Annotated in this window: 18 protein-coding genes; 8 read left to right on the plus strand and 10 right to left on the minus strand. The window is 68.9% G+C overall.

The features are described 5' to 3' along the window. Positions 1-1293, minus strand: coding sequence for a ferredoxin reductase family protein (locus D1793_RS06475; protein WP_119021430.1), 1293 nt, complete (start codon positions 1291-1293; stop codon positions 1-3). A 167-nt stretch (positions 1294-1460) separates the two neighbouring features. On the opposite strand from D1793_RS06475, the gene D1793_RS06480 reads away from it, so the two are divergent. The 3 genes from D1793_RS06480 to D1793_RS06490 all read left to right on the plus strand — a co-directional run bounded on the left by D1793_RS06480 (position 1461) and on the right by D1793_RS06490 (position 5590). Continuing rightward, positions 1461-2852 carry an ethylbenzene dehydrogenase-related protein gene (locus D1793_RS06480; RefSeq protein ID WP_119021431.1) on the plus strand — a complete coding sequence of 464 codons (1392 nt, stop codon included), beginning with the start codon at positions 1461-1463 and terminating at the stop codon, positions 2850-2852. Between the two features lies 1 nt (position 2853). Further along, a complete protein-coding gene (locus D1793_RS06485; RefSeq protein ID WP_119021432.1) occupies positions 2854-3405 on the plus strand; it encodes a heme ABC transporter permease in 552 nt (183 codons plus the stop codon). Between the two features lie 160 nt (positions 3406-3565). Continuing rightward, entirely contained in the window at positions 3566-5590 is a 2025-nt protein-coding gene (locus tag D1793_RS06490) for a PhoX family phosphatase (protein ID WP_119021433.1), read from the plus strand. A gap of 72 nt (positions 5591-5662) precedes the next feature. On the opposite strand, the gene D1793_RS06495 is transcribed toward D1793_RS06490, so the two are convergent. The 9 genes from D1793_RS06495 to D1793_RS06535 form a co-directional block, all read right to left on the minus strand. After that, a complete protein-coding gene (locus tag D1793_RS06495; RefSeq protein WP_119021434.1) occupies positions 5663-6787 on the minus strand; it encodes a 5-(carboxyamino)imidazole ribonucleotide synthase in 1125 nt (374 codons plus the stop codon). A gap of 78 nt (positions 6788-6865) precedes the next feature. Continuing rightward, complete coding sequence (gene purE / locus D1793_RS06500) at positions 6866-7372, minus strand: 5-(carboxyamino)imidazole ribonucleotide mutase (RefSeq protein WP_119021435.1); 507 nt, start codon at positions 7370-7372, stop codon at positions 6866-6868. A gap of 91 nt (positions 7373-7463) precedes the next feature. Next, positions 7464-9488: a TRAP transporter permease gene (locus tag D1793_RS06505; protein WP_119021436.1), complete on the minus strand. Its 2025-nt coding sequence runs from the start codon at positions 9486-9488 to the stop codon at positions 7464-7466. Between the two features lie 10 nt (positions 9489-9498). Beyond that, on the minus strand, positions 9499-10005 hold the full coding sequence (locus D1793_RS06510; protein ID WP_240407790.1) for a DUF1850 domain-containing protein: 507 nt from the start codon (positions 10003-10005) through the stop codon (positions 9499-9501). Positions 10006-10028: 23 nt separating this feature from the next. Next, a complete protein-coding gene (locus D1793_RS06515) occupies positions 10029-10988 on the minus strand; it encodes a TAXI family TRAP transporter solute-binding subunit (protein ID WP_119021437.1) in 960 nt (319 codons plus the stop codon). A gap of 159 nt (positions 10989-11147) precedes the next feature. After that, positions 11148-12344 carry an L-2-hydroxyglutarate oxidase gene (gene lhgO, locus D1793_RS06520; protein ID WP_119021438.1) on the minus strand — a complete coding sequence of 399 codons (1197 nt, stop codon included), beginning with the start codon at positions 12342-12344 and terminating at the stop codon, positions 11148-11150. A 142-nt stretch (positions 12345-12486) separates the two neighbouring features. Continuing rightward, entirely contained in the window at positions 12487-13467 is a 981-nt protein-coding gene (gene glaH / locus D1793_RS06525; RefSeq protein ID WP_119021439.1) for a glutarate dioxygenase GlaH, read from the minus strand. Between the two features lie 208 nt (positions 13468-13675). Further along, a complete protein-coding gene (gene gabT / locus D1793_RS06530; RefSeq protein ID WP_119021440.1) occupies positions 13676-14962 on the minus strand; it encodes a 4-aminobutyrate--2-oxoglutarate transaminase in 1287 nt (428 codons plus the stop codon). Positions 14963-14999: 37 nt separating this feature from the next. Further along, complete coding sequence (locus D1793_RS06535; protein WP_119021441.1) at positions 15000-16454, minus strand: NAD-dependent succinate-semialdehyde dehydrogenase; 1455 nt, start codon at positions 16452-16454, stop codon at positions 15000-15002. A 141-nt stretch (positions 16455-16595) separates the two neighbouring features. Between D1793_RS06535 and D1793_RS06540 the strand changes: the two genes are divergently transcribed. The 5 genes from D1793_RS06540 to D1793_RS20015 all read left to right on the plus strand — a co-directional run bounded on the left by D1793_RS06540 (position 16596) and on the right by D1793_RS20015 (position 21842). Further along, positions 16596-18020 (plus strand): PLP-dependent aminotransferase family protein, encoded by a 1425-nt coding sequence (locus tag D1793_RS06540; RefSeq protein WP_119021442.1) that lies wholly within the window; start codon positions 16596-16598, stop codon positions 18018-18020. A gap of 448 nt (positions 18021-18468) precedes the next feature. Further along, the gene (gene dctP, locus D1793_RS06545) at positions 18469-19488 is read left to right on the plus strand and encodes a TRAP transporter substrate-binding protein DctP (RefSeq protein ID WP_119021443.1); all 1020 of its coding nucleotides are present in this window, start codon (positions 18469-18471) and stop codon (positions 19486-19488) included. After that, a complete protein-coding gene (locus D1793_RS06550; RefSeq protein WP_119021444.1) occupies positions 19481-20026 on the plus strand; it encodes a TRAP transporter small permease subunit in 546 nt (181 codons plus the stop codon). Before dctP ends, D1793_RS06550 begins: the two co-directional genes overlap by 8 nt. 61 nt (positions 20027-20087) lie before the next feature. After that, a complete protein-coding gene (locus D1793_RS06555; RefSeq protein WP_119021445.1) occupies positions 20088-21407 on the plus strand; it encodes a TRAP transporter large permease subunit in 1320 nt (439 codons plus the stop codon). A gap of 156 nt (positions 21408-21563) precedes the next feature. Continuing rightward, a complete protein-coding gene (locus D1793_RS20015) occupies positions 21564-21842 on the plus strand; it encodes an XRE family transcriptional regulator (protein WP_119021446.1) in 279 nt (92 codons plus the stop codon). Positions 21843-22085: the final 243 nt, after the last annotated feature.

Genomic DNA, 22085 nt, shown 5'->3' on the forward strand with positions numbered 1-22085 from the left:
TCATAGGAAGTCGAAGACCTCGCTGTGGATACGTGAGGCGGGCACCCCCTGCCCGGCCAGCAGCCGCTGCAGGTGGGCGTTCATGGCCGGCGGGCCGCAGAGGTAGATCTCCCGCTCGGTGAAGTCCGGACAGTGCTCGCGCAGGAAGGCTTCTGTCATGCGCCCGTGCTCCCGGAAGTAGTGTCGGGTGAAGGTGAACCCCTCGACCCGCTCGGCAATCGCCTCGAGTTCCTCCCGGTAGTAGGCCCGGGTCGCGTCATTGGCCAGATAGATCAGCTGGGCCCGCCCCGCCACCTCGGCACCGGAGGCCAGGTCACGAGCGCCGCCCACGAAGGGGGTGATGCCGATGCCGCCCCCCAGCCAGAGCATGTCGCGCTCGGGGAAGCGCCGCCCGAAGAACTCCCCGTAGGGGCCCTCGATCAGCACCCGGGTCTCGGGCGTCACCGTCTGCAGGGCATGGGTGGCGTCGCCCAGGTCCTTGATGCCGATACGCAGGCGCGCATCCGCGGGCGCCGAGGCGATGGTGTAGGGGTGCTCCTCGCCACGCCCGGCGACCAGCGCCTCGTCCAGCGGCGAGAGGTAGACGAACTGCCCCGCCTCGTGGCGAATCCCGCGGCCCTCGGGGCGCAGCACCAGTTCCACCACGCCCCGGGCCAGGGGCACCACCTCCTCGACGCGATAGGGGTGGCGACGAGCCGGCGCCGCGCCCTTGCGCCAGGCGATGGCGCCGAGCCCGGCGATGCCGAGCAGCCACCAGGGCCAGGCCTCGCCGGCCAGCAGCAGGGCGTGCCAGAGACCCAGCAGCAGCGCCGCCGCGGAGACCAGATGCAGGCGCTTCCAGCGCTGGTAGTGGGGCTGGCCGAAGAAGTCGAAGGTGGGCGCCAGGAACACCACCAGCGCCGCCCAGGCCAGCCAGCCGAGCCAGATGGCCCCATGAGAGAGTGGCGGAAAGAGGGTCGCCACGGCGGCATCCAGGGAGGCCGGCACCGCGGCGAACCCCAGCGCCAGGGCGTGAACCATCACCAGGATAAAGGCGGCAAAGCCCAGCCAGTGATGCAGGTGCCAGAGCCGCACCAGCCCCCCGAAGGGACGATCGAAGCCCGGCACCCGGCAGCTCACCGCCCCGGCCAGCAGCATCATGGCGAGCCCCAGGATGCCGGTCACCTTCCCCACCCAGGTGAGCCACAGCTCGGGCGGGCCGGCGAGCCCACCCAGCCGCGGCAGCGCCACCGCAAGCGGCAGCAGCAGTGCCGCGATCAGCACGATATCGCCCGTTTTCAGCCGTCGTCGCATGCTCCCTCCCCTTTCACCGACTGCCTGTCAGTGTCGTCGATCGGCGTCAACCTTCAAGCATCATCGTGCCTCGCCGCTAAAGGCTTGATCCATGTCAGGGCAGTATTCCCCTCAGGGTCCACGCTGAACGAACAATAGCAATACGATTCCCTGAACCAGGAGTTCATATGGCAAGTCACAACAAGGGCGCAGGTCCCTGGATGGTCCTCGGGCTGCCGATTGCCCTCGGGCTGGCCTGGGTCACCCAGGGCACCGGGGTGGTCGAGAACGATCCCGACCGCAACATCTCGATTCCCGCGGAACTGACCATGCCACTGCAGGTGCAGGCCGCCTACAGCGAGAACGAGGTCTTCTTCCGCTATCGCTGGCCGGCCGAACGCCCCGGCATCCATCACGACGTGCTGGTGCGCCAGGGCGACCAGTGGGTCCGCAAGGGCCGGGCCGTGCCGGGTTCCGAACCCGACGGCCTCCACGAGGACCGCGTCACGATGCTGATGGACGACGGCAGCGTGCCGCAGTTCGGCCGCTACGGCGGCTACCTCACCGTGGGCGCCGGTGCCGCCGGCTTCACCGACGAGGCACCCGAGGAGGTCACCAAGTCGCTGCCGGCGACCCGCATGGACCTCGGCGACTGGGCTAGCCGCCAGGACCCGGCGGTGATCAACGCCCAGCGCGAGGCCGGCTACTTCCTCGACCTCTGGCACTGGCGCGCTCAACGCTCCAACCCGCTGGATGTTTCCGACGACCAGTGGGTCGGCCAGGCACGCAGCAGCGACGCCGGCCAGAGCCCCTACTCCACCAACTGGGATAGCGATGCCGGCGAGCCCCTGTGGATGTTCTCGCCGCAGCTCACCGACCAGGTCGCCATGCGCTGGGAGGACATCGAGTCCGGGGCCCTGGACTTCGACAGCCTCTACTACCTGGCCGATACCTTTGCGGTGCCCTTCGACCCTGAGCATGACTGGCAGGAGGGCGATACCATCCCCTACCGCCTGCTGCAGCAGCCGACCGGCTCCCGGGGTGACATCCGGGTCCACGGCGAGGGGCGCTGGGCCGACGGCTACTGGGACGTGACCCTGGCCCGGGCGCTGGACACCGGCAGCCCGCTCGACGACAAGATCCTGCGCGACCAGGGGCTCTACTCGGTGGCCTTCGCGGTGCATCGCGACGCCACCGGCGGGCGCTGGCACAAGGTCTCCCACCCCTACTCCCTGGGCCTGGGACGCGATGACGCCGACCTGACCGCCACCCGCCTTCAGGGCAGCACCCCCGAGTGGTCCGACGACTGGAAGGAGGTGACGCTCTTCTACCCTGGACAGGTCAACTGGCCGCTGCTGGTCAGCCGCGCTCACGCCGGCGCCGAGCAGATCGCCGAAGGCAAGCCGGTGCGGCCCCGCCACAGCGAGAAGCAGCTCGCCCTCTACGGGGTGGAGATGGAGTTCAACGACGCCATCATCCGCCAGTGGCGCCTGACCCTCCTTGCCGGGCTGCTGGCCATGCTCGGCGTCACCCTCGGCCTGCTGCCGAGCTTCACCCGCATCCGCCAGGGAGGTCGCTGAGATGGCCGCCACACACCATATGCTTATCCACTTCCCGCTGGCCTTCTGGGCACTCGCCACTCTGATGATCCTCTACGGGGCCGTGATGACCGGCCGGCTGGCCGAGCTGTGCCGCGCCGCCCTGCTGCCGGTACTGGTGCTCAGCCTGCTGGGGGCCCTGGCCGGCATCGTCAGCGGCTTCCTGATCTGGCCGCTGGAGGCCAACCTGGCAAGCCCGCTGGCGCGCAACCATATCCTGATGGCGTTCTGGTCACTGGGCATCTTCGCCATGCTCACCGCCCTGGTGTGGAAGGCCGGCGAGGCCGCCTTCGACGGTGCGCGCCGCTGGGCGCTGGTGATCCTGGCGCTGATCGGTGGCCTCTTCTTTGCCACGGCCGGCACCCTCGGCGGCCACCTGCTGGGCTCCTCCACCGCCTTCTCGCTGCTGATCGACCTGCTCGGCTGGGAGATCTACACCACCTTCTACAGCCCGCTGTGGGTCGTTGCCGTGATGGTGATCATCGGCCTCGCGGCCGCGATGCTCGGCCTCCTGGGCCAGCGCAGCCGCCGCTGACAGCAGCCTCACCTTCCCCCACCGGCAGGGCCCCGCTTCGGCGGGGCCCTCGCCGTTTGTGCCCCTGTCACCGAAGTGACTTCATCCATACACGCTGATGTAACCCCGCCAGCGCAAGCTCTTCCACCGAGATACCCAACCTCATCCGTGGAGAGCCCCCATGACCCAGCACCAGCACCCCGGCCACGTCGACCCCGTTCTCGCCGCCGGCGACGAGCCCATGAGTAACCCCTCGGCCAACGGCTACTTCGGCGATATCCTCGAGGCGCGCCTCAGCCGCCGCGCCATGCTGCGCGGCAGCCTCGCCGCCGCCGTGGCCGGCGCCATGGCCACCCAGCTTCCCTTCGGCAGCGCCTTCGCCGCCACCGGCGGCAGCGCCCCGGCGCCGAGCCTCGGCTTCAAGGCCATTCCGGTCAGCGCCGCCGACAGCGTGGTGGTCCCGGAGGGCTACCGGGTCAGCGCCATCCTGCCCTGGGGCACCCCGATCAGCGGCGACATGCCGGCCTTCTCGCTTGACGCCAGCGGCGAAGCCCAGGGCCACCAGGTGGGCAGCCACCACGACGGCGTGCACTTCTTCCCGCTGGAGGGGAGCTCCAGGGACGGCCTGCTGGTGATGAACCACGAGTACGTGGAGCCGCGCTTCCTGCACGCCGCCGCCGCGGGCCTGGCGCTGGACCGCAACGGCTTCCCCCAGAACGCCGACGGCAGCCGCGACGACGATCAGGTGCTCAAGGAGCTCAACGCCCACGGCGTCAGCGTGGTGCGCATCCGCGAAGGCAGCGACGGCCAGTGGCAGGTGGTCGAGGACGCCCGCAACCGCCGCATCACCGGCCTGACCCCGATGCGCCTCGCCGGCCCCGTGGCCGGCACCGAGCATCTGGTGACGAAGTACAGCCCGGACGGCACCATGACCCGCGGCACCCTCAACAACTGCGCCCACGGCGTCACCCCCTGGAACACCTACCTGGCCGCCGAGGAGAACTGGGCCGGCTACTTCGCCAACGCAGACGCCGAGATCGATCGCCGCCAGGCCCGCTACGGCATCCAGACCCGCGACACCGGCCGCTACCAGTGGCACCGGGCCGCGAGCGGCGCCGACGAGTACGTGCGCTTCGACGCCAGCCGCCGCGGCGCCTCCCCCGCCGAGGACTACCGCAACGAGCCCCACGCCTTCGGCTGGATGGTGGAGATCGACCCCATGGACCCGGCGGCAACCCCTGTCAAGCGCACCCACCTGGGCCGCTTCGCCCACGAGGGGGTGATCTTCGCCCCGGCGGTGGAGGGCCAGCCGGTGGTGGCCTACTCCGGCGACGACGCCCGCTTCGAGTACATCTACAAGTTCGTCTCCGCCCGCCCCTACCACGCCGCCACTGCCGACGGCTCCCTGCTCGACGAGGGCACCCTCTACGTGGCCAGGTTCCATGAGGACGGCCGCGGCGAGTGGCTGGCCCTGGCCCCCGGCGAGAACGGCCTCACCCCGGAGAACGGCTTCGCGGACCTGGCCGATATCCTGGTCAACACCCGCGCCGCCGCCGACCAGGCCGGCGCCACCAAGATGGATCGCCCCGAGTGGGGCGCGGTGGACCCGGCCACCGGCCAGGTCTACTTCACCCTGACCAACAACACTCGCCGCGAGGCGGGCGACGAGGACGCCGCCAACCCCCGCGCCGAGAACCACTTCGGGCATATCATCCGCTGGCAGGAAGAGGGCAGCCACGCCGGCACCCGCTTCGCCTGGGACCTCTTCGTGCTGGCCGGGGACGGTGACAGCAGCCGCGACCTGGCCGGCGAGCCCCTGGACCAGGACGCCATCTTCGCCAGCCCCGACGGCCTCTGGATCGACGCCGACCGCCGGGTGTGGATCCAGACCGACATCAGCGAGTCGGTGATGAACACCGGCATCTTCGAGGTGTTCGGCAACAACCAGATGCTGGCCGCCAACCCCGAGACCGGCGAGATCCGGCGCTTCCTCACCGGACCCGTCGGCCAGGAGATCACCGGCGTGGTGACCACCCCGGACCAGCGCACCATGTTCGTCAACGTCCAGCACCCCGGCGCCACCACCGAAGCCGAGGCCTTCGCCGCGGGCGAGCTGGTGAGCCACTGGCCGGACGGCGGCAGCGCCATCCCGCGCTCGGCGACCCTGGTCATTACCCGGGAGGACGGCGGCATCATCGGGGCCTGACGGCCCAGTGTTCTGAAACGAGCGGCCCCGCCAGATGGCGGGGCCGCTTGCGTTACCGATGGGGAGAGCCGTTCAGTCGGCCTGCTCGAAGCTGAAGCGGGGCTCGGGGGCCTCGGGCAGCAGGGCCGCGCAGGCGCGCACCCGCGCCATCAGCGCCTCGTGGGTCGGTGCCACCAGGTTGACGTGGGCCAGCTTGCGCCCGGGGCGCTCGCTCTTGTCGTAGCGGTGCAGGTGGGCGTCCGGCAGGGCGAGGATCGCCGCCGGGTCGCCCTCGCGACCGATCACGTTGACCATGCAGGTGGGCATCCGCGCCGCGGTGTCGCCCAGCGGCAGGCCCTGGATGGCGCGCAGGTGGTTCTCGAACTGGCTGGTCACCGCACCGTCCATGGTCCAGTGGCCGGAGTTGTGCACCCGGGGGGCCATCTCGTTGGCCAGCAGGCTGCCGTCGGCGCACTGGAAGAGCTCCAGAGTCAGCACCCCCACGTAGTCGAGCTCGTCGAGCAGCGCGCGGATGTAGCCGTCGGCGGTCTGCTGGACGCTGTCGTCCAGGTCCGGTAGGGGCGCCACGGAGTAGCGCAGGATGCCGTCCACGTGCTGGTTCTCGGCCATGGGGTAGAAGACCACCTGACCGTCGCGGCCGCGCACGGCGATGATCGACACCTCGCGCACGAACTCCACGAAGGCCTCCACGATCAGCCTGGGATGACCGATGGCGCGCCAGGCTTCCGCCGCCTCGGCGGGGTCGCGGATCACCGCCTGGCCCTTGCCGTCGTAGCCCTCGGTGACCGACTTGGCCACCACCGGGCAGCCGAGCTCCCGGGCCGCGGCCTCGAGCTCGTCGGCGTGCGCCACCAGGCGGTAGGTGGGAGTGGGAATGCCCAGGCGGTCGAACAGCGCCTTCTCCTCGGCGCGGTTCTGGCAGACGCGAATCGCCTCGCTGGAGGGATAGACCGGCTTCACCTCCTCGATGGCCTGGACCAGGGAGACCGGCAGGTGCTCGAACTCGTAGGTGACGAGGTCCACCTTCGCCAGGAAGTCATCGAGCAGATGGTGCTGGTCGGTATGGATCAGGACCTCCCCGATCCCGGCGCTGGGGTGGCCGGTGGTATCGAGGAAGGTGAAGCGGTTGGCCAGCGGGTAGCCGGCCAGGGCCAGCATGCGGCCGAGCTGGCCGGCACCCAGGACGCCGATATTCATGGCTTTTTCCACGACCTTCTCCTCACTCGTCTCTCTATCAGGGCTGGGCTATCAGGGCTGGGCGATCAGGCTGGGCGATCAGGGCTCGGGACGGGGATCGGGGTTGTCGAGCACCGTCTGCGTCTGCTCGGCGCGGAACGCCTCCACCGCACCGCGCACCGCCGCATCCTGCAGGCCGACGATCTGGGCCGCCAGCAGGCCGGCATTGGTGGCGCCGGCCTTGCCGATGGCCAGGGTGCCCACGGCGATGCCGCCCGGCATCTGCACGATGGAGAGCAGTGAATCCAGGCCCTGGAGCGCCTTGGACTCCACCGGCACGCCGAGCACCGGCAGCGCGGTCTGGGAGGCCACCATGCCCGGCAGATGGGCCGCGCCGCCGGCGCCGGCCACGATCACCTGAAGCCCCCGCTCGGCGGCGGACTTGGCGTAGTCAAACAGCAGGTCCGGGGTGCGGTGGGCGGAAACGACGCGGGTCTCGAAGGGCACGCCCAGGCGCTCGAGCATCGCCACGGCGTGTTCCATCACCGGCCAGTCGGACTTCGACCCCATGATCACGCCAACCTTCGGCGACTGTTCGGACTGCATGGATGCTCCTCGGCAACGGCCTCTGTGCGGAAAAGAGTGCGGAAAGGAAAGCCGCACATTCTAGCCGCGCGGCCCTCCCCCGTCACCTTGACTATCCGGACAGCTCGGCCTCGCGCCGGCTGGCCAGCCAGTTGCCGCCGATGGCCACGATCATCACCGCCACCCCGATGGCCTCCACCAGGAAGTTCGGCCAGAACACCGCCACGATGGCGCCGCCGATGGCGATTCGCGGCAGCCATGACATCCGCGTGAAGAGATACCCCTCCAGCGCCGCGGCGAAGGCCCCGAGGGCGAGTATCGCGATCAGGCCGTTCCAGGCCACCACCGCCCAGGGGCCGCCCATGATGATCTCCGGGTTGAAGACCATGAACATCGGGATCAGGTAGAGCCCCTTGGCGAACTTCCATGCCTGGAAGCCGGTTTCCATGGGCTTGGAGCCGGCGATGGCCGCCCCGGCGAAGCCGGCCAGGGCGATGGGGGGCGTCACGTTGGAGTCCTGGGAGTACCAGAACACCACCAGGTGGGCGATCAGCAGCGGGATGCCGAACTCGGCGGTCAGCGCCGGGCCCACCAGCACGATCAGCACGATGTAGCTGGCGGTGACCGGCAGGCCCATGCCCAGCACCAGGCTGGCCAGCAGCACCAGGATCAGCGCCAGCACGATGTTGCCGCCGGAGAAGGCCAGCATCATGGCGGAGAACTTCAGGCCGAGCCCGGTCAGGCCGACGATGCCGACGATGATGCCCGCCACCGCACAGGCCATGGAGACCGCCACGGCGTTGCGGGCGCCGAGCTCGAGGCCCTGCACCAGCTTCACCCAGCCGGCCCAGACCACGGACCCGACCCGGGCCAGGGTCACCTTCTCGCCCTGGCGCGGGGCGACGAACAGGAACCAGATGGCGTAGCGCAGCACGGCCACGGCCAGCATGGTGACCACCGCGTAGAAGCCCACCCGCATGGGCGACATGTGCATCACCAGCAGCCACACCAGCACGCCCAGCGGCAGCAGGAAGTGCCAGCCCTCCTTCATCACCTCGCGCACCTGGGGCAGCTCGCTCTTGGCCATGCCCTGCATGCCCTGCTTGAGGGCGATGATGTGCACGAAGAGGTAGACGGTGGCGAAGTACATGATCGCCGGAAGCACGCTGACCTTGACCACCTCCAGATAGGAGACCCCGGTGTACTCGGCGATCAGGAAGGCGCCGGCGCCCATCAGCGGCGGCATGATCTGCCCGCCGGTGGAGGCCGCCGCCTCGATGCCGCCGGCCTGCTTGGGCTTGTAGCCCAGGCGCTTCATCAGCGGGATGGTGAAGGCGCCGGTGGTCACCACGTTGGCGATGGCGCTGCCGGAGATGGAGCCCATGCCGGCGGAGGCGATGACCGCCGCCTTGGCGGGCCCCCCGCGCTGGCGCCCGGTGGCGGCGTAGGCCAGGTCGATGAAGAACTTGCCGGCGCCGGTGATCTCGAGGAAGGCGCCGAACAGCACGAAGATGAAGATGTAGGTGGCGGCCACACCCAACGGCAGGCCGAAGATGCCCTCCTGCCCCAGGTAGAGCTGGCCTACCACGCGGTCGATGTTGTAGCCGCGATGCTCCAGGATGCCGGGCAGCCACTGCCCGAGCCACGGCAGCTCGCCCCGGGGGCCGGCGAAGGCGTAGAGGATGGCCACGGCCCCGATGATGGTCATGCCCAGGCCCACCGCGCGGCGGCTGGCCTCCAGCACGGTCAGGGTGGCGATGCAGCCGACGATGATGTCGGTCTGGCTCCAGAACCCGGCGCGGCGGAAGATCTCGTCCAGGTAGATCACCAGGTAGCCGCCGGTCAGCAGGGCCCCCGCCAGGAACAGGCAGTCGAGGGTCCAGCCCAGCACGCCGCGCTTGCGGTGGGGGCCGAAGACCGGAAAGATCAGGAAGGCCAGCACCATGATCAGCATCAGGTGGATGCTGCGCTGGTAGAAGAGCCCCAGCGGCTGGATGCCGGCGGAGTAGAGCTGGAACAGGGAGAGCCCCACGGCCACCAGGGTGATCAGCCAGAGAATGGGACGCGCCTGGATGGCGTTGCCACCGGGCACGGTGACGTCGGGCGCGGTGACAGTGGGCTTGGCGGATTCGCTCATGGGCGTCTCGTCAGGAGGTGGATGCCGAGGTGCGCAGGTGGATCGTCACCCGCTCGCCGGCGGCCTGGTCGCTCAGGCTGAGCCGGCGGCCCTCGTGCAGCAGTCGATGGTTGACCTCCGGGGATCCGACCCGGAGGTGATAGCGGTTGCCGGGCACCGGCTCGTCGATCTCCTCGATCCAGTAGCCGCCCTCGCCGTCGGAGACCTGCCTCCCCCGGCCGAGCACATGGCCGAGCCCGGCGGCGAAGTCGGGCTGGTGGCTGCGCTCCAGCACCATCAGGCCCTCGCGGTGGCGATAGCAGTCCTGCACGCGGATCCCGGTGACCGAGTGGTTCCACTCCAGGCACCAGGCCTCGCCCTCGGGCATCGGCAGCGAGGCGATCCGCCGGCCGTTGTCGGCGGTGACCTCGAGCCAGCCCTCGTCGCTGGCCTCGCTCGGCAGGGCGAGCATCAGGCAGAGCGCAAAGGCCGCCGGCCCGAGGGCGCGGCGGCTGACGTCATGGATCGAAGAAGGCATCGAAGTGCCCGGTTCGGGACGTGTTACGGGCGCTGGTGGTCCTGGACCTCGACGCCGATCTCTTCATAGTAGCGCAGGGCGCCGGCATGGAAGGGGATCGGGGTGGAGTCGATGCTGAACTCCACGGTGGTGTCATTGGCCGCCGGATGCACCGCGATCAGCTCGTCGGTGTTCTCGAAGATCAGCTTGGTGATCTGGTAGGCCAGCTCCTCGTCCATCTCGCTGCTCACCGCCAGCACGTTGGGAATGCTGATGGTGTGCACCGCCTCGTCCATGCCGTCGTACATGCCGGCGCGCAGGTCGTAGGGCGCGAACACCGGCTCCACCTCGCGGGCGTTGGCCACTTCTTCCTCGGAGAGCCCCACCAGGCGGATATCGCGGGTGGTGGCCAGGTTGAGGATCGAGCTGGTGGGCGGCCCCACGCTCCAGAAGCCGGCATCGATGTCGCCGTCGCGGATGGCGTCGGCGGTCTCGTTGAAGTTCAGGCGCTGGGGGGTGAAGTCGTCGTAGGTGATGCCGTTGGCTTCCAGCAGGGCGCGGGCGTTGAGCTCGGTGCCGCTGCCCGGGGCCCCCACGGAGACGCGCTTGCCGCGCAGGTCCTCGAGGGTATGGACGTCGGAGTCGGCCAGGGTCACCAGCTGCACGGCGTTGGGGTAGACCGAGGCCAGGGCGCGAATGTTGTCGAGCTGGCGGCCCTCGAAGTCGCCGGTGCCGTTGTAGGCCTGGTAGACGGTGTCCGCCAGCGCCAGCGCCAGGTCGGAATCCCCGCGCCACACCAGTCCCATGTTCTCCACCGAGGCCCCGGTGACCTCGGCCACGGCGCTGGCCCCCTCGATATGCTTGTTGATCATCTCGGCCAGGCCGCCGCCCAGCGGGTAGTAGACCCCACCGGTGCCGCCGGTGGCGATGGAGAGCTGCTGGGCAGCGGCCAGCGGGGCCGTGGCGAGCAGCGAAGCGGCGATGGCGTACTTCATGGCGTTCATGGCAATCCTCCGGGCTGGAACCCGATTCTCTTGTGGGGTTGTTATCGGCGCTGAGGTCGTCGCGCCTGCACGAAACCTAGCATGGCCCCTGCGTGGGAGGCCAACGGCCATATTTCTACGTTTCTGGATTCTTTCGGCAATTCCACCAAGGTCGCCCGCTCAGCCCTCCACCAGCGCCTTCACCTGCTCGACGATATGGGCACCGATGGGAATCGCCGAGGTCGCCGCGGGCGACGGCGCGTTGCCCACGTTGAGGGTGCGCCGGGTGTTCACGAACAGGAAGTCGTCCACCAGCCTGCCGTCCCGGGAGACCGCCTGGGCGCGCACCCCGGCCGGATAGGGCTCGAGGTCCTCGAGGGTCAGGCTCGGGCAGTACTTGCGCACCAGCTCCAGGTAGCCCCGCTTGTAGAGGGAGTTCTTCATCTCCACGAGACCCGGGCGCAGGTTCCTGCCCAGCACCTTGAGGATGCCGGGGTTGGTGAACATCCGCGCCATGTCGGTGAGCGAGATATCGCGCTTGTGGTAGCCCTCGCGCTTGAGCGCCAGCACCGCGTTGGGGCCCACGGTGACGCTGCCGTCGATCATCCGCGTCAGGTGCACGCCCAGGAAGGGCATGGAGGGGTCGGGAATCGGATAGATCAGGTGGTTGACGATCGCATTGTGCTTCGCCGGCAGCCGGTAGTACTCGCCGCGGAAGGGGCAGATGGTGAAGCCCGGATCCTGGCCCAGCAGGCGGATCACCCGGTCGGCCATCAGCCCCGAGCAGGTCACCAGATAGTGCCCCGTGAACTCGCCTCCACTGCTGCTTACCACCACCTCGCGGCTTCGCTCCTCGAGGCCCGTCACCTCGCAGCCGTAGCGGATCTCGCCGCCCATCCGCTCGAACTCGGCGGCCATGGCGCGGGTCACCGCGGCGTAGTCGACGATGCCGCTGGAGGGCACGAAGATGCCGCCGACCCCGGTGATATTGGGCTCGCGCTCGGCCAGCGCCTCGGCGGAGAGCCACTCGCGCTCGAGGCCGTTGGCCGCGGTGCGCTCCCAGAGCGCCTTCATGCGCTCCATCTCGAGGTCGTTGGTGGCCACCAGCAGCTTGCCGCAGGTGTCGTAGGGAATGCCGTGGGCCTCGCAGAACTCGACGGTGGCCCGGTTGCCGGCCAGGCAGAAGCGCGCCTTGAGGCTGCCCGGGGTGTAGTAGACCCCGGCATGGATCACACCGCTGTTGTGGCCGGTCTGGTGCATGGCCGGCGCGGCCTCCTTCTCGAGCAGCAGCATGCGCCGCTCCGGGTAGGCCTGCTTGAGCTGCATGGCGGTGGACATCCCCAGGATGCCGCCGCCGACAATGATGAAATCGTGCATCTTCTCTCTCTGCTGAAGGGTGCTGGCTGAACCACGCGGGTAGGCACGCGCATGCCACGCCGCGGGGCGTGGCATGGCATGGCATGGCATGGCATGGCTCACATCATGACAACCGCTCGAGCTGCCGTCACTTCCCGGCGCCTTACACCTGGCGCGGGTCGCGCAGGGTCTTGGCGTGGGTGAAATAGCCGCGCTGGCGCATCAGCTCGCGGCGCAGGTCCGGGTGCGGGGTGAAGCGGTCGCGACCGTGCAGCCAGAAGTGGTTGTTGATCAGCAGGAAGCTGCCGACCGGGTTGGGCAGGGAGACGATGGCCGGGCTGGTCTCCAGCGACTCGGAGAGGTCGGTCAGCCAGTTGCCCTCCTCGTAGTCCTTGGGCTGCACGAACTGGTCGATGTAGGCCATGATCGGGCGCCCCTCGCGGTCCACGTCGAAGACCGGGTGGAAGACGTCGCGGGCCACGTTCTTGCTGGGCGGCGCGGTCCAGCGCATCGGGCGATGGGCCAGCGGGTGGGCGAAGAAGCGCGCGAGGTCGGCCCAGTCGTCCAGGTGCAGCAGCAGGGAGTTGCCGCCCGCCATGTTCTGCTCGTCGATCTTCATCATCAGCACGTAGTCGGTGTCCTGCTCGACGAAGGTGCCGTCGTTGTGCAGCTCCATGACCCGATGCGGCTGGCGCAGGTAGGAGTCGGAGTTGTCGACGTTCTTCACCACGAAGCGCGCGTAGTACTGGCCGCTCATGGCGTCGTAGTTGGAGCGCCCCATCAGATGGGCCACGGCGGTGGAGAGCTTGACCATCTCCTCGGCCTGCTCCACGGAGTCGAGCCCCTCCATCACCACCTGGAAGCCACCGGTGGCGCGATCTACCAGGGTGTTGACCAGCACCGGCTGCAGGGTGTTGTCGCACAGGTCGTCCAGGATCTTCGCCACGCGGAAGCGCAGCATCGACTTGTACTCCAGCGCCTGCACGGGCCACTCGGCCACGGCCGCCACGAAGGCCTCGACCACCTCGCGGGAGATCGTCAGCTGGATCAGGCGCGGCGAGGCGGCGGAGGGGGCCAGGGTGAAGCCGCGGATATCGGCGGGCAGCGGCATGGCGACGGCGGGAAGCTGGGTCAGGATCGACATGTCAGGGTCTCCAGAGGGTGAGAGGATGACTGCCCTCTAAAAATATCTACATTTTTTATTTATGTCAAAATAAATATTTAATGGCGACAGAAATTCGCCACCTGCCCGCCCACTCCTGCCCCCTGCAAAACGACACCGCCGAGGCCAGGGGCCTCGGCGGTGAACGCCGCGTGAGCGGAGGGGACGGGGCGGGCGTGCCCGGCCCGCCTCAGGCGGTGATCGCCTCGAGGGAGCGCTCGATGATGGCGAGCCCCTCCTCCAGCACCGCGGAGGGGGCGGTGATCGGCACCAGCACGCGGATGGTGTTGCCGTAGAAGCCGCAGGAGAGCAGGATCAGCCCCTGCTCGCGGGCCTTGGCGCACAGCGCCTGGGTCAGGGCCGGGTCCGGCCGGCCCTCGGCGTCGAGCAGCTCGAAGGCCGCCATGGCGCCCAGGTTGCGCGCATGGCCCACCGGGGCGAAGCGCTCCTGCCAGACGGCGAAGCGCTCGGCCAGCATGCGGCCCATCTGCTCGCTGCGCTCGAGGATGTTCTCCTCCTCGATGGCGTCGAACACCGCCAGCGCGGCCGCGCAGGAGAGCGGGTTGCCGCTGTAGGTGCCGCCCAGGGAGCCCGGCCCGGAGGAATCCATCACCTCGGCGGTGCCCACCACCGCCGAGAGCGGCATGCCGTTGGCCAGGGACTTGGCGGTGGTCAGCATGTCGGCCTCGATGCCGCTGTGCTCCAGCGCGAAGAGCTTGCCGGTACGCGCGAAGCCCGACTGCACCTCGTCGACGATCAGCAGGATGCCGTGGCGGTCGCAGAGCGCGCGCAGCGCCTTGAGGTACTCCGGCGAGGCGATATAGAAGCCGCCCTCCCCCTGCACCGGCTCGATGACGATGGCCGCCACCCGATGAGCCGGGATGTCGGTCTTGAAGAGCTTCTCGATGCCCGCCAGGGCCATCTCGTCGCTGATGCCGTGCAGCGGGTTGGGGTACGGCGCGCGATAGACGTCGCCCGGCATCGGGCCGAAGTCATTCTTGTAGGGCAGCACCTTGCCGGTCATGGCCAGGGTCATCATGGTGCGGCCGTGGAAGGCGCCGTCGAAGGTGATGACGCCGGAGCGGCCGGTGGCGGCGCGGGCGATCTTGACCGCGTTCTCCAGCGCCTCGGCGCCGGTGTTGACCAGCATCGCCTTGCGCTCCGGGCCCTTGACCGGGGCCTTCTCGCAGAGCCGCTGGCAGAGCTGGATATAGGGGGCGTAGGAGATCACCGCCGAGCAGGTGTGCATGACGCGCTCGAGCTGGTCCTGCACGGCCTTGACGATGCGCGGGTGGCGGTGGCCCAGGTTAAGCACGCCGATGCCGCCGGCGAAGTCGATCCAGCGCTGGCCGTCCTCGTCCCACAGCTCGGCGTTCTCGGCGCGGGCCACGAACTGGGCGGTGGGGGTCGCGGCGCCGTTGGCCACGAAGCGCTTCTTGAGCTCGTTGAGCTCGGCGTTGGTGAAGGTCTGGGTCATGGTGAGATCCTGGCAGAGAGTGGGTGACGCGGCGGGCTCAGAGCCCGCCCACGCAGACGTACTTGAGCTCGGTGAACTCCTCGAGGCCATGGCGCGAGCCCTCGCGGCCGAGGCCCGACTCCTTGACGCCGCCGAAGGGAGCAAGCTCGGTGGAGATGATCCCCTCGTTGACGCCGACCATGCCGTACTCGAGCCCCTCCATGACGCGCCAGATGCGGCGGTAGTCGCGGGCGTAGAAGTAGGCGGCAAGGCCAAAGGGGGTGTCGTTGGCCATGGCGATCGCCTCCTCCTCGTCGCGGAAGCGGAACACCGGCGCCAGCGGGCCGAAGGTCTCCTCGCTGGCCACGGCCATCTCGGGGGTGGCATCGGCGATCACGGTGGGGGCGTAGAAGCTCTGGCCCAGCGCATGGGGGGTGCCGCCGCACAGCAGGCGCCCGCCCTTGGCCACGGCGTCGTCCACGTGGCGCTGCACCTTGTCGACGGCGGCCTGGTTGATCAGCGGGCCGATCATCACGCCCGGCTCGCGGCCGTCACCCACCGGCATCGCCGCGACCTTCGCGGCCAGGGCCTCGACGAAGGCGTCGTAGATTCCCTCCTGGACCAGGAAGCGGTTGGTGCAGACGCAGGTCTGGCCGGCGTTGCGGTACTTGGAGGCGATGGCTCCGGCCACGGCGGCGTCGAGGTCCGCGTCGTCGAAGACGATGAAGGGGGCGTTGCCGCCGAGCTCCATGGAGGCCTTCTTCACGGTGCCGGCGCACTGGGCCAGCAGCTTCTTGCCCACCGGGGTGGAGCCGGTGAAGGAGACCTTGCGCACGCGGGGGTCGGTGGTCAGCACCTCGCCCACCGACGCGGGGCTCGCTGCGGTGACCACGTTGATCACCCCGGCCGGGATGCCGGCCTCGCGGGCCAGGCGCGCCAGGGCCAGGGCGGTGAGCGGGGTCGCCTCGGCGGGCTTGATCACCACGGTGCAGCCGGCGGCGATGGCCGGGGCGCACTTGCGGGTGATCATCGCCATGGGGAAGTTCCAGGGCGTGATGGCCGCCACCACGCCAATCGGCTCGCGCAGCACCAGCAGGCGCTTGTCGGCGGCATGGGTCGGCAGGGTCTCGCCGGCCATGCGCTTAGCCTCCTCGGCGAAGTACTCGATGAAGCTGGCGCCGTAGGTGACCTCGCCACGGGATTCCGCCAGCGGCTTGCCCTGTTCCAGGGTCATCAGCTCGGCCAGCCCCTCGGCCTCTTCCTGGATGCGCAGGAACCAGGCGCGCAGCAGGGCGGCGCGCTCCTTGGCCGTGGTCTTCTTCCAGGCGGCGCCAGCCGCCTCGGCGGCTGCCACCGCCTGGCGGGTCTCGTCGGCACCCAGGTCGGCCACCTGGGCCAGCCGTTCACCGGTGGCGGGGTTGGTCACGGGGAAGCTTGCGCTGCCGGTCAGCCACGTTTCGCCCACCAGGGCGGCGGCCGTGCCGTCGATCAACAGCGAGTCGATCAGCGTCATGGGGGTCTCCTCTTGTCGGTATGGGGAAGCACGCTAGCAGCAAGGCGCCCCGCCACCTATGGACCACTTCCCCAGCCAGGTGGACCAATCCTCACCCGCAGGGGATAATCGCCACACCCCGCGCCACCCGTTGCCACCGCCATGCCGCCCCAGGTCTCCCTCGCCCCGCTTCTCGCCCGCGTCAGCCAGCAGCCCGAACGCCTGGGCAAGGGCGTACGCATCGAGCAGGCCCTGCGCCTGACGATCCTGCACGACTGGCCCGACGGCAGCCGGATGCCCTCCCACCGGCTGCTCTGCCAGGAGCTCAGGGTCGCCCGCGACACCCTGGCCCAGGCCATGCGGCGACTGGGGGAGGAGGGGCTCATCTTCACCGGGCAGGGCCAGGGCACCTGGACTCGCCGCCCGGTCACGCCGGACCCGACGCCGGCCGACGCCGCCCCGCGCCTCTCGGCCCGGGCCGCCGCCATCCTGGACGCCCCCAGCGCCAGCGCCATCCAGAGCGGCGCCTTCATGCCCGGCATCCCGGACATCACCCAGTTCCCCATGGCCAAGTGGCGCGAGCTCTATGCCAGCGTCACCGTGCCGCGCAACGCCCTGCTGCTCTCCTACTCAGGCGGCGGCTACGGCCCGCTCAAGCGCGCCATCCGCGACTTCCTGTGGCGCTGGCGCCGCCTGGAGTGCGAGACCGACCAGATCATCATCACCGAGGGCACCCACAACGGCATCGAGCTCTGCGCCCTGGCGCTGACCGACGTGGGCGACCGGGTGCTGATGGAGTCCCCCTGCTACTGGGGCGCGCGCAACGTCTTCACCGCCGTGGGCGCCAGGGTCGACCAGCTCGCCTGGTCCCCGGAGGCGGGCCACGCCCCCGGGGAGGCGAAGGCCCCGGTGCGGCTGGCCTACTTCACCGGCTCGCACCACTACCCGCTCAGCGTGCCCACCTCCCGGGCGCACCGGCAGGCGCTCTGCGCGCGCCTCGCGCCCGATTTCGTGCTGGAGGATGACTACGAGTTCACCGGCGAGGATGGCGCCAACTTGATGTTCGACGGCCGCTCGCCCCGTCACCTGCTGGTGGGTTCCTTCTCCAAGCTGATGTTCCCCGGCCTGCGCCTGGGCTACCTGGTGGCCCCCCGGGCGCTGGTGGCGCCGCTCAACCAGCTGCGCAGCGAGGTGTTCCGCGAGGGGCGCCTGCTGGACCAGGCCGCCCTGGCCCAGTTCATCGCCGAGGGGGAGCTGGACGCCTGGTACCGCCGCATCCAGCGCGACTACCTGGCCCGCCAGCAGGTGATGCACGACCAGCTGGTGCAGGTGCCCGGGGTGCTCCACGTCTCCCCGCCCAGCCACTCCATCAGCCTCTGCGTGCAGTTCGCGCCGGAGGTGGATGACCGGCGCGTCGCCAGCCGACTGCTGCAGTCCCACCTCATCACCCGCCCGCTGAGCCCGGCCTGCGCGCCCGACGACCCGCGCAGCGGCCTGATCCTCGGCATCGGCATGCTCTCCGGCAACACCCTGGCCAGCGAAGCGGTGCGCCTTCGCCACGTGCTGACGCGCTGCCTGGGGGGCTGACGCCCTGCCGCCCCTCTGCCACGCCAGTGCCCCCTTCTGCCCCACCCCCGCGGCTCGACCAAAGTTCCATGGCCGTCCTCCATTCCCCTCAACACCCCGCCAGGCGTCCGTCAAGGCACCACGGGCAGCCGCCGTGGCCCGATTGGTCCATTTCGACGCGGCATTGGTCCATAGGCCGGCCTTGTCGATGCTGCTAGCGTGCCTTCCGTGCCTGAGGTGAACGGAAGCCGCTGCGACAAGGCCGCGGCGCCCTTCCGAAGAGTGTTAGCAGGGTAAAAATACCGACGCTAAATATAGAAATAATGAGAAAATTTCTATGGTCTGTATTTTTATCTTATGCTTAACTCGAATCACCGATGCACAATCGGCATCAAGGCTCGGACTCGCCGCCCGACAGCGAACAAGCAGACAACGAACAATCCGAAGAACCGACCACCAAGAGGCCTCCATGAAGCTCTCCACCCTGATCAAAGGCACCCTGACCACCTCGATCGCGGCATCCCTGATCGCCAGCCAGCTGGCCTACGCCGACAACATCCGTCTGCGCATGCACACCTTCTACGGCACCGAGGTGGACTCTATCGCCGCCGACCTGCGCGACCGGCTGCAGGAGGCCAGCGACGGCTCCATCCGCCTGCAGTTCTTCCGCGGCGGCGAGCTGGTCGACAGCGACCAGTTCGTGGATGCCGTGGCCCGCGGCACCATCGACATCGCCCACGGCGTCGGCAGCTACTGGCCGGGCCGCGTGGGCATCGGCACCATCGAGGGCGGCCTGCCGGGCGCCTGGGTCTCCGCCGACGAGGCCCGCGACATCTTCGCCAACCAGGGGCTGGACGAGCTGATCGCCGAGGCCTACGAGGAGCAGGGGGTCAAGCTGATCGGCCGCGGCTTCGGCAGCGACTATGGCCTGCTCACCCGCGAACCGGTCACCAGCCTCGATGACCTGCGCTCCATGCGCATCCGCGCCACCAGCTCCATCGCCACCGTGCTGGAACAGTTCGATGTCCCCACCGTCTTCCTGCCCGGCCAGGAGCTCTACGTGGCGCTCTCCACCGGCGTGATCGACGGCGCCGTCTATGGCGGCCCGGTGGAGTACGAGCAGCTCAAGCTGCACGAGGTGGCCAAGCACTACACCGACATCAACCTGCTCAACCCGGGCTGGACCGAGAACGCGCTGATCAACCCGCGCACCTGGGAGCGCATGAGCGAGGAGCAGCAGACGATCCTGACCGAGGCGCTCGACCAGTACCTGCTCGACGTTCATCAGTGGCTGGAAGAGGGCAACCGCGCCGTGATCGAGGCGGGCGAGCTCTTCGAGGTCGCCGAGCTGCCGGAAGAGGATTCCCGCCGCCTGGCCGAGGCCGCCCTGCCCATCTGGGAAGCCGAGGCGGAGAAGTCCGAGCGCAACGCCCGCGCCGTGGAGATCCTGATCAACAACGCCATCGAACAGGGACGGATCAGTGAGTAATGTCACCCGCTATCTGAGGGTGCAGGATGGCCTTTCCGACTGGGTCGGGAGGGTCGTCTCCTGGCTGACGCTGGGGATCATCGGCGTGCTGCTGTTCGAGGTGGTGGCACGCTACCTGCTCAACGCCCCCACCGTGTGGGGGCACGAGCTCTCCACCATGTTCTTCGGCGCGCTGAGCATCCTCGCCGGCAGCTACACCCTCCGCCACCAGGGCCACGTCCGCAGCGATGTCGTCTACCGGCTGCTGCCGCCCCGGGGCCAGGCCTTCTGCGACGTGGTGATCTTCGTGCTCGCGCTGGTGGTGCTGGCCGTGGTCTTCCGCATGGCGGTGGACTTCGCCTGGCACGCCTGGCGCATCGGCGAGTTCTCCAACCGCAGCGTCTGGCGCCCGCCGCTCTGGCCGATCAAGGCCACCATCCCGCTCGCCGTGGGGCTGCTGATGCTGCAGTGCCTGGCCGAGCTGGTACGCGGCGTGCTGCGCCTGGCCGGCGTCACCTACGACGACCCCCGCGACGACCTCGACGACAGCAACCCCTGACCCTGCGCCCGGGGCGGCTGCGTGCTCGGCCCCGAGGACACTTCATGACAAGAGCGTTCCTATGGCTGAACTCGAGCCCCTGACAATTACCGCCATCATGTTCTTCTCCATGCTGGTGCTCATGGCGATGGGGGCCCCCCTGGCTCTGGCGCTGATGATCTCCGGCATGGGCAGCGCCTACCTCATGTTCGGTCCCGGCGGCCTGGACCTGCTGCTGGCCTCCGCCTACAGCGCCATGGACAACTTCCTGCTGGTCTCCCTGCCGCTGTTCATCTTCATGGGCCTGGTGCTCGAGAGGTCGGGCATCACCGACGACCTCTTCGAGATGATCCACAAGTGGATGGGCGGCATCCCCGGCGGCCTCGGCGTGGGCACGGTGCTGATCTGCGCGCTGATCGCCGCCATGGCCGGCGTCTCCGGCGCCGCCACGGTGAGCCTCGGCATCATCGCCCTGCCCGCCATGCTCAAGCGCGGCTACCACAAGCGCCTGGTCACCGGCACCATCATGGCCGGCGGCGCCCTGGGCTTCCTGATTCCGCCCAGCGTGCTGATGATCGTCTACGCCTTCCTGGCCCGGGAGTCGGTGGGCAAGCTGTTCGCCGCGGGCCTGATGCCCGGGCTGATGCTGGCCGGCATCTACATGGCCTACGTGCTCATCCGCTGCCGGCTCAACCCGGCGCTGGGCCCCGCCACGCCCCCCGAGGAGCGCTTCACGACACGAGAAAAGCTGCAGTCCCTGCGCCACGTCGTGGCCCCCGGGCTGCTGGTGGTCACGGTGCTCGGCTGCATCATCGGTGGGGTGACCTCCCCCTCCGAGGCCTCCGCCGTCGGCGCCGCCGGTGCCCTGGTGCTCACCGCCCTGCGCGGCCGGCTCGACTGGAAGCTGCTGCGCTACGTGATGCTCAGCACCACCAGGATCACCGGCATGCTGATCTGGATCGCCATCGCCGCGGTCTTCTTCAGCCGCATCTACATGGGCCTGGGCGCCGGTATGGTGATCAGCGACCTGATCTACGACTTCTCGCTGTCGCCCTACACCGTGATCCTCTTCATGCTGCTCAGCTTCTTCCTGCTGGGCATGTTCCTGGACGACTTCGCGATCCTCTTCATCACCGTGCCGCTCTATGTCCCCATCGTGCGCGAGCTCGGCTTCGACACCACCTGGTTCGCGGTGCTGTTCATCCTCAGCATGCAGTCCGCCTACCTGACGCCCCCCTTCGGCTACAACCTCTTCTACATGCGGTCGGTGGCGCCGAAGTCGATCACCATCGTCGACATCTACCGCTCCGCCCTCCCCTTCGTGGGCCTGCAGATCCTCGGCCTGGCGCTGATCGTGGCCTTCCCGGGCATCGCCCTGTGGCTGCCCAACCTGCTCTTCTAGCGCCACCTCCGGCACCATCGCGGGGGCCTGCCCGGTCCCCGCCCTTTGCCTCACGCGGCGTCTTCGTCCTGCCACCAAAGCATCATCGAATCGACACTGGCAAAATCGCCGAAGAGACCCCATAGTGTGCTTGTCGCAATCGCCCACTGGAGCATCATGAGTACTGCACGTCACACCCAAGCCGCGGACCAACTCGACCCCCCGCGAAGTAGCCCTGACCTCGACGTCAGGGACCTGGAAAAACGTACACGCCTCATGCGCATCGTGACTCGGCTGATCGCCGTCTCCGACCTCGGCTGCCGAGAGATCGCCCGCCGTGCCGGCCTGCCGGCCCAGAAGGTCAGCGATCTGCTCTCCGGCCGTCTGGAGCATCTCTCCGTCGAGGAGCTGCAGATTCTCTACCGCACCATCGACCCGGAGCCGACGGCCCACTGACGCCGCCGCACCCCCATCTCCTATCACGCCCTGCCGGGTCACCGGCGGGGCGTGATGCGTTGCGAGCCTCAGGAACACTTTCTGCTCTTTTTCCGCCTCGCTTTTTCTTCCCTGCTTTCCCTTGCCTGCCAGCCACTTGCGCCAACATTACGCCAGCATTAAGAGCATGCTAATGATCTCTTGATGCATATCAAGCCCCTCGACCTTGGTCGCAGGTAGGCTTTCCGGTGTCACCCTCTTATC

Source organism: Halomonas sp. JS92-SW72, from assembly GCF_003547075.1.
GTDB lineage: Bacteria > Pseudomonadota > Gammaproteobacteria > Pseudomonadales > Halomonadaceae > Halomonas > Halomonas alkalicola.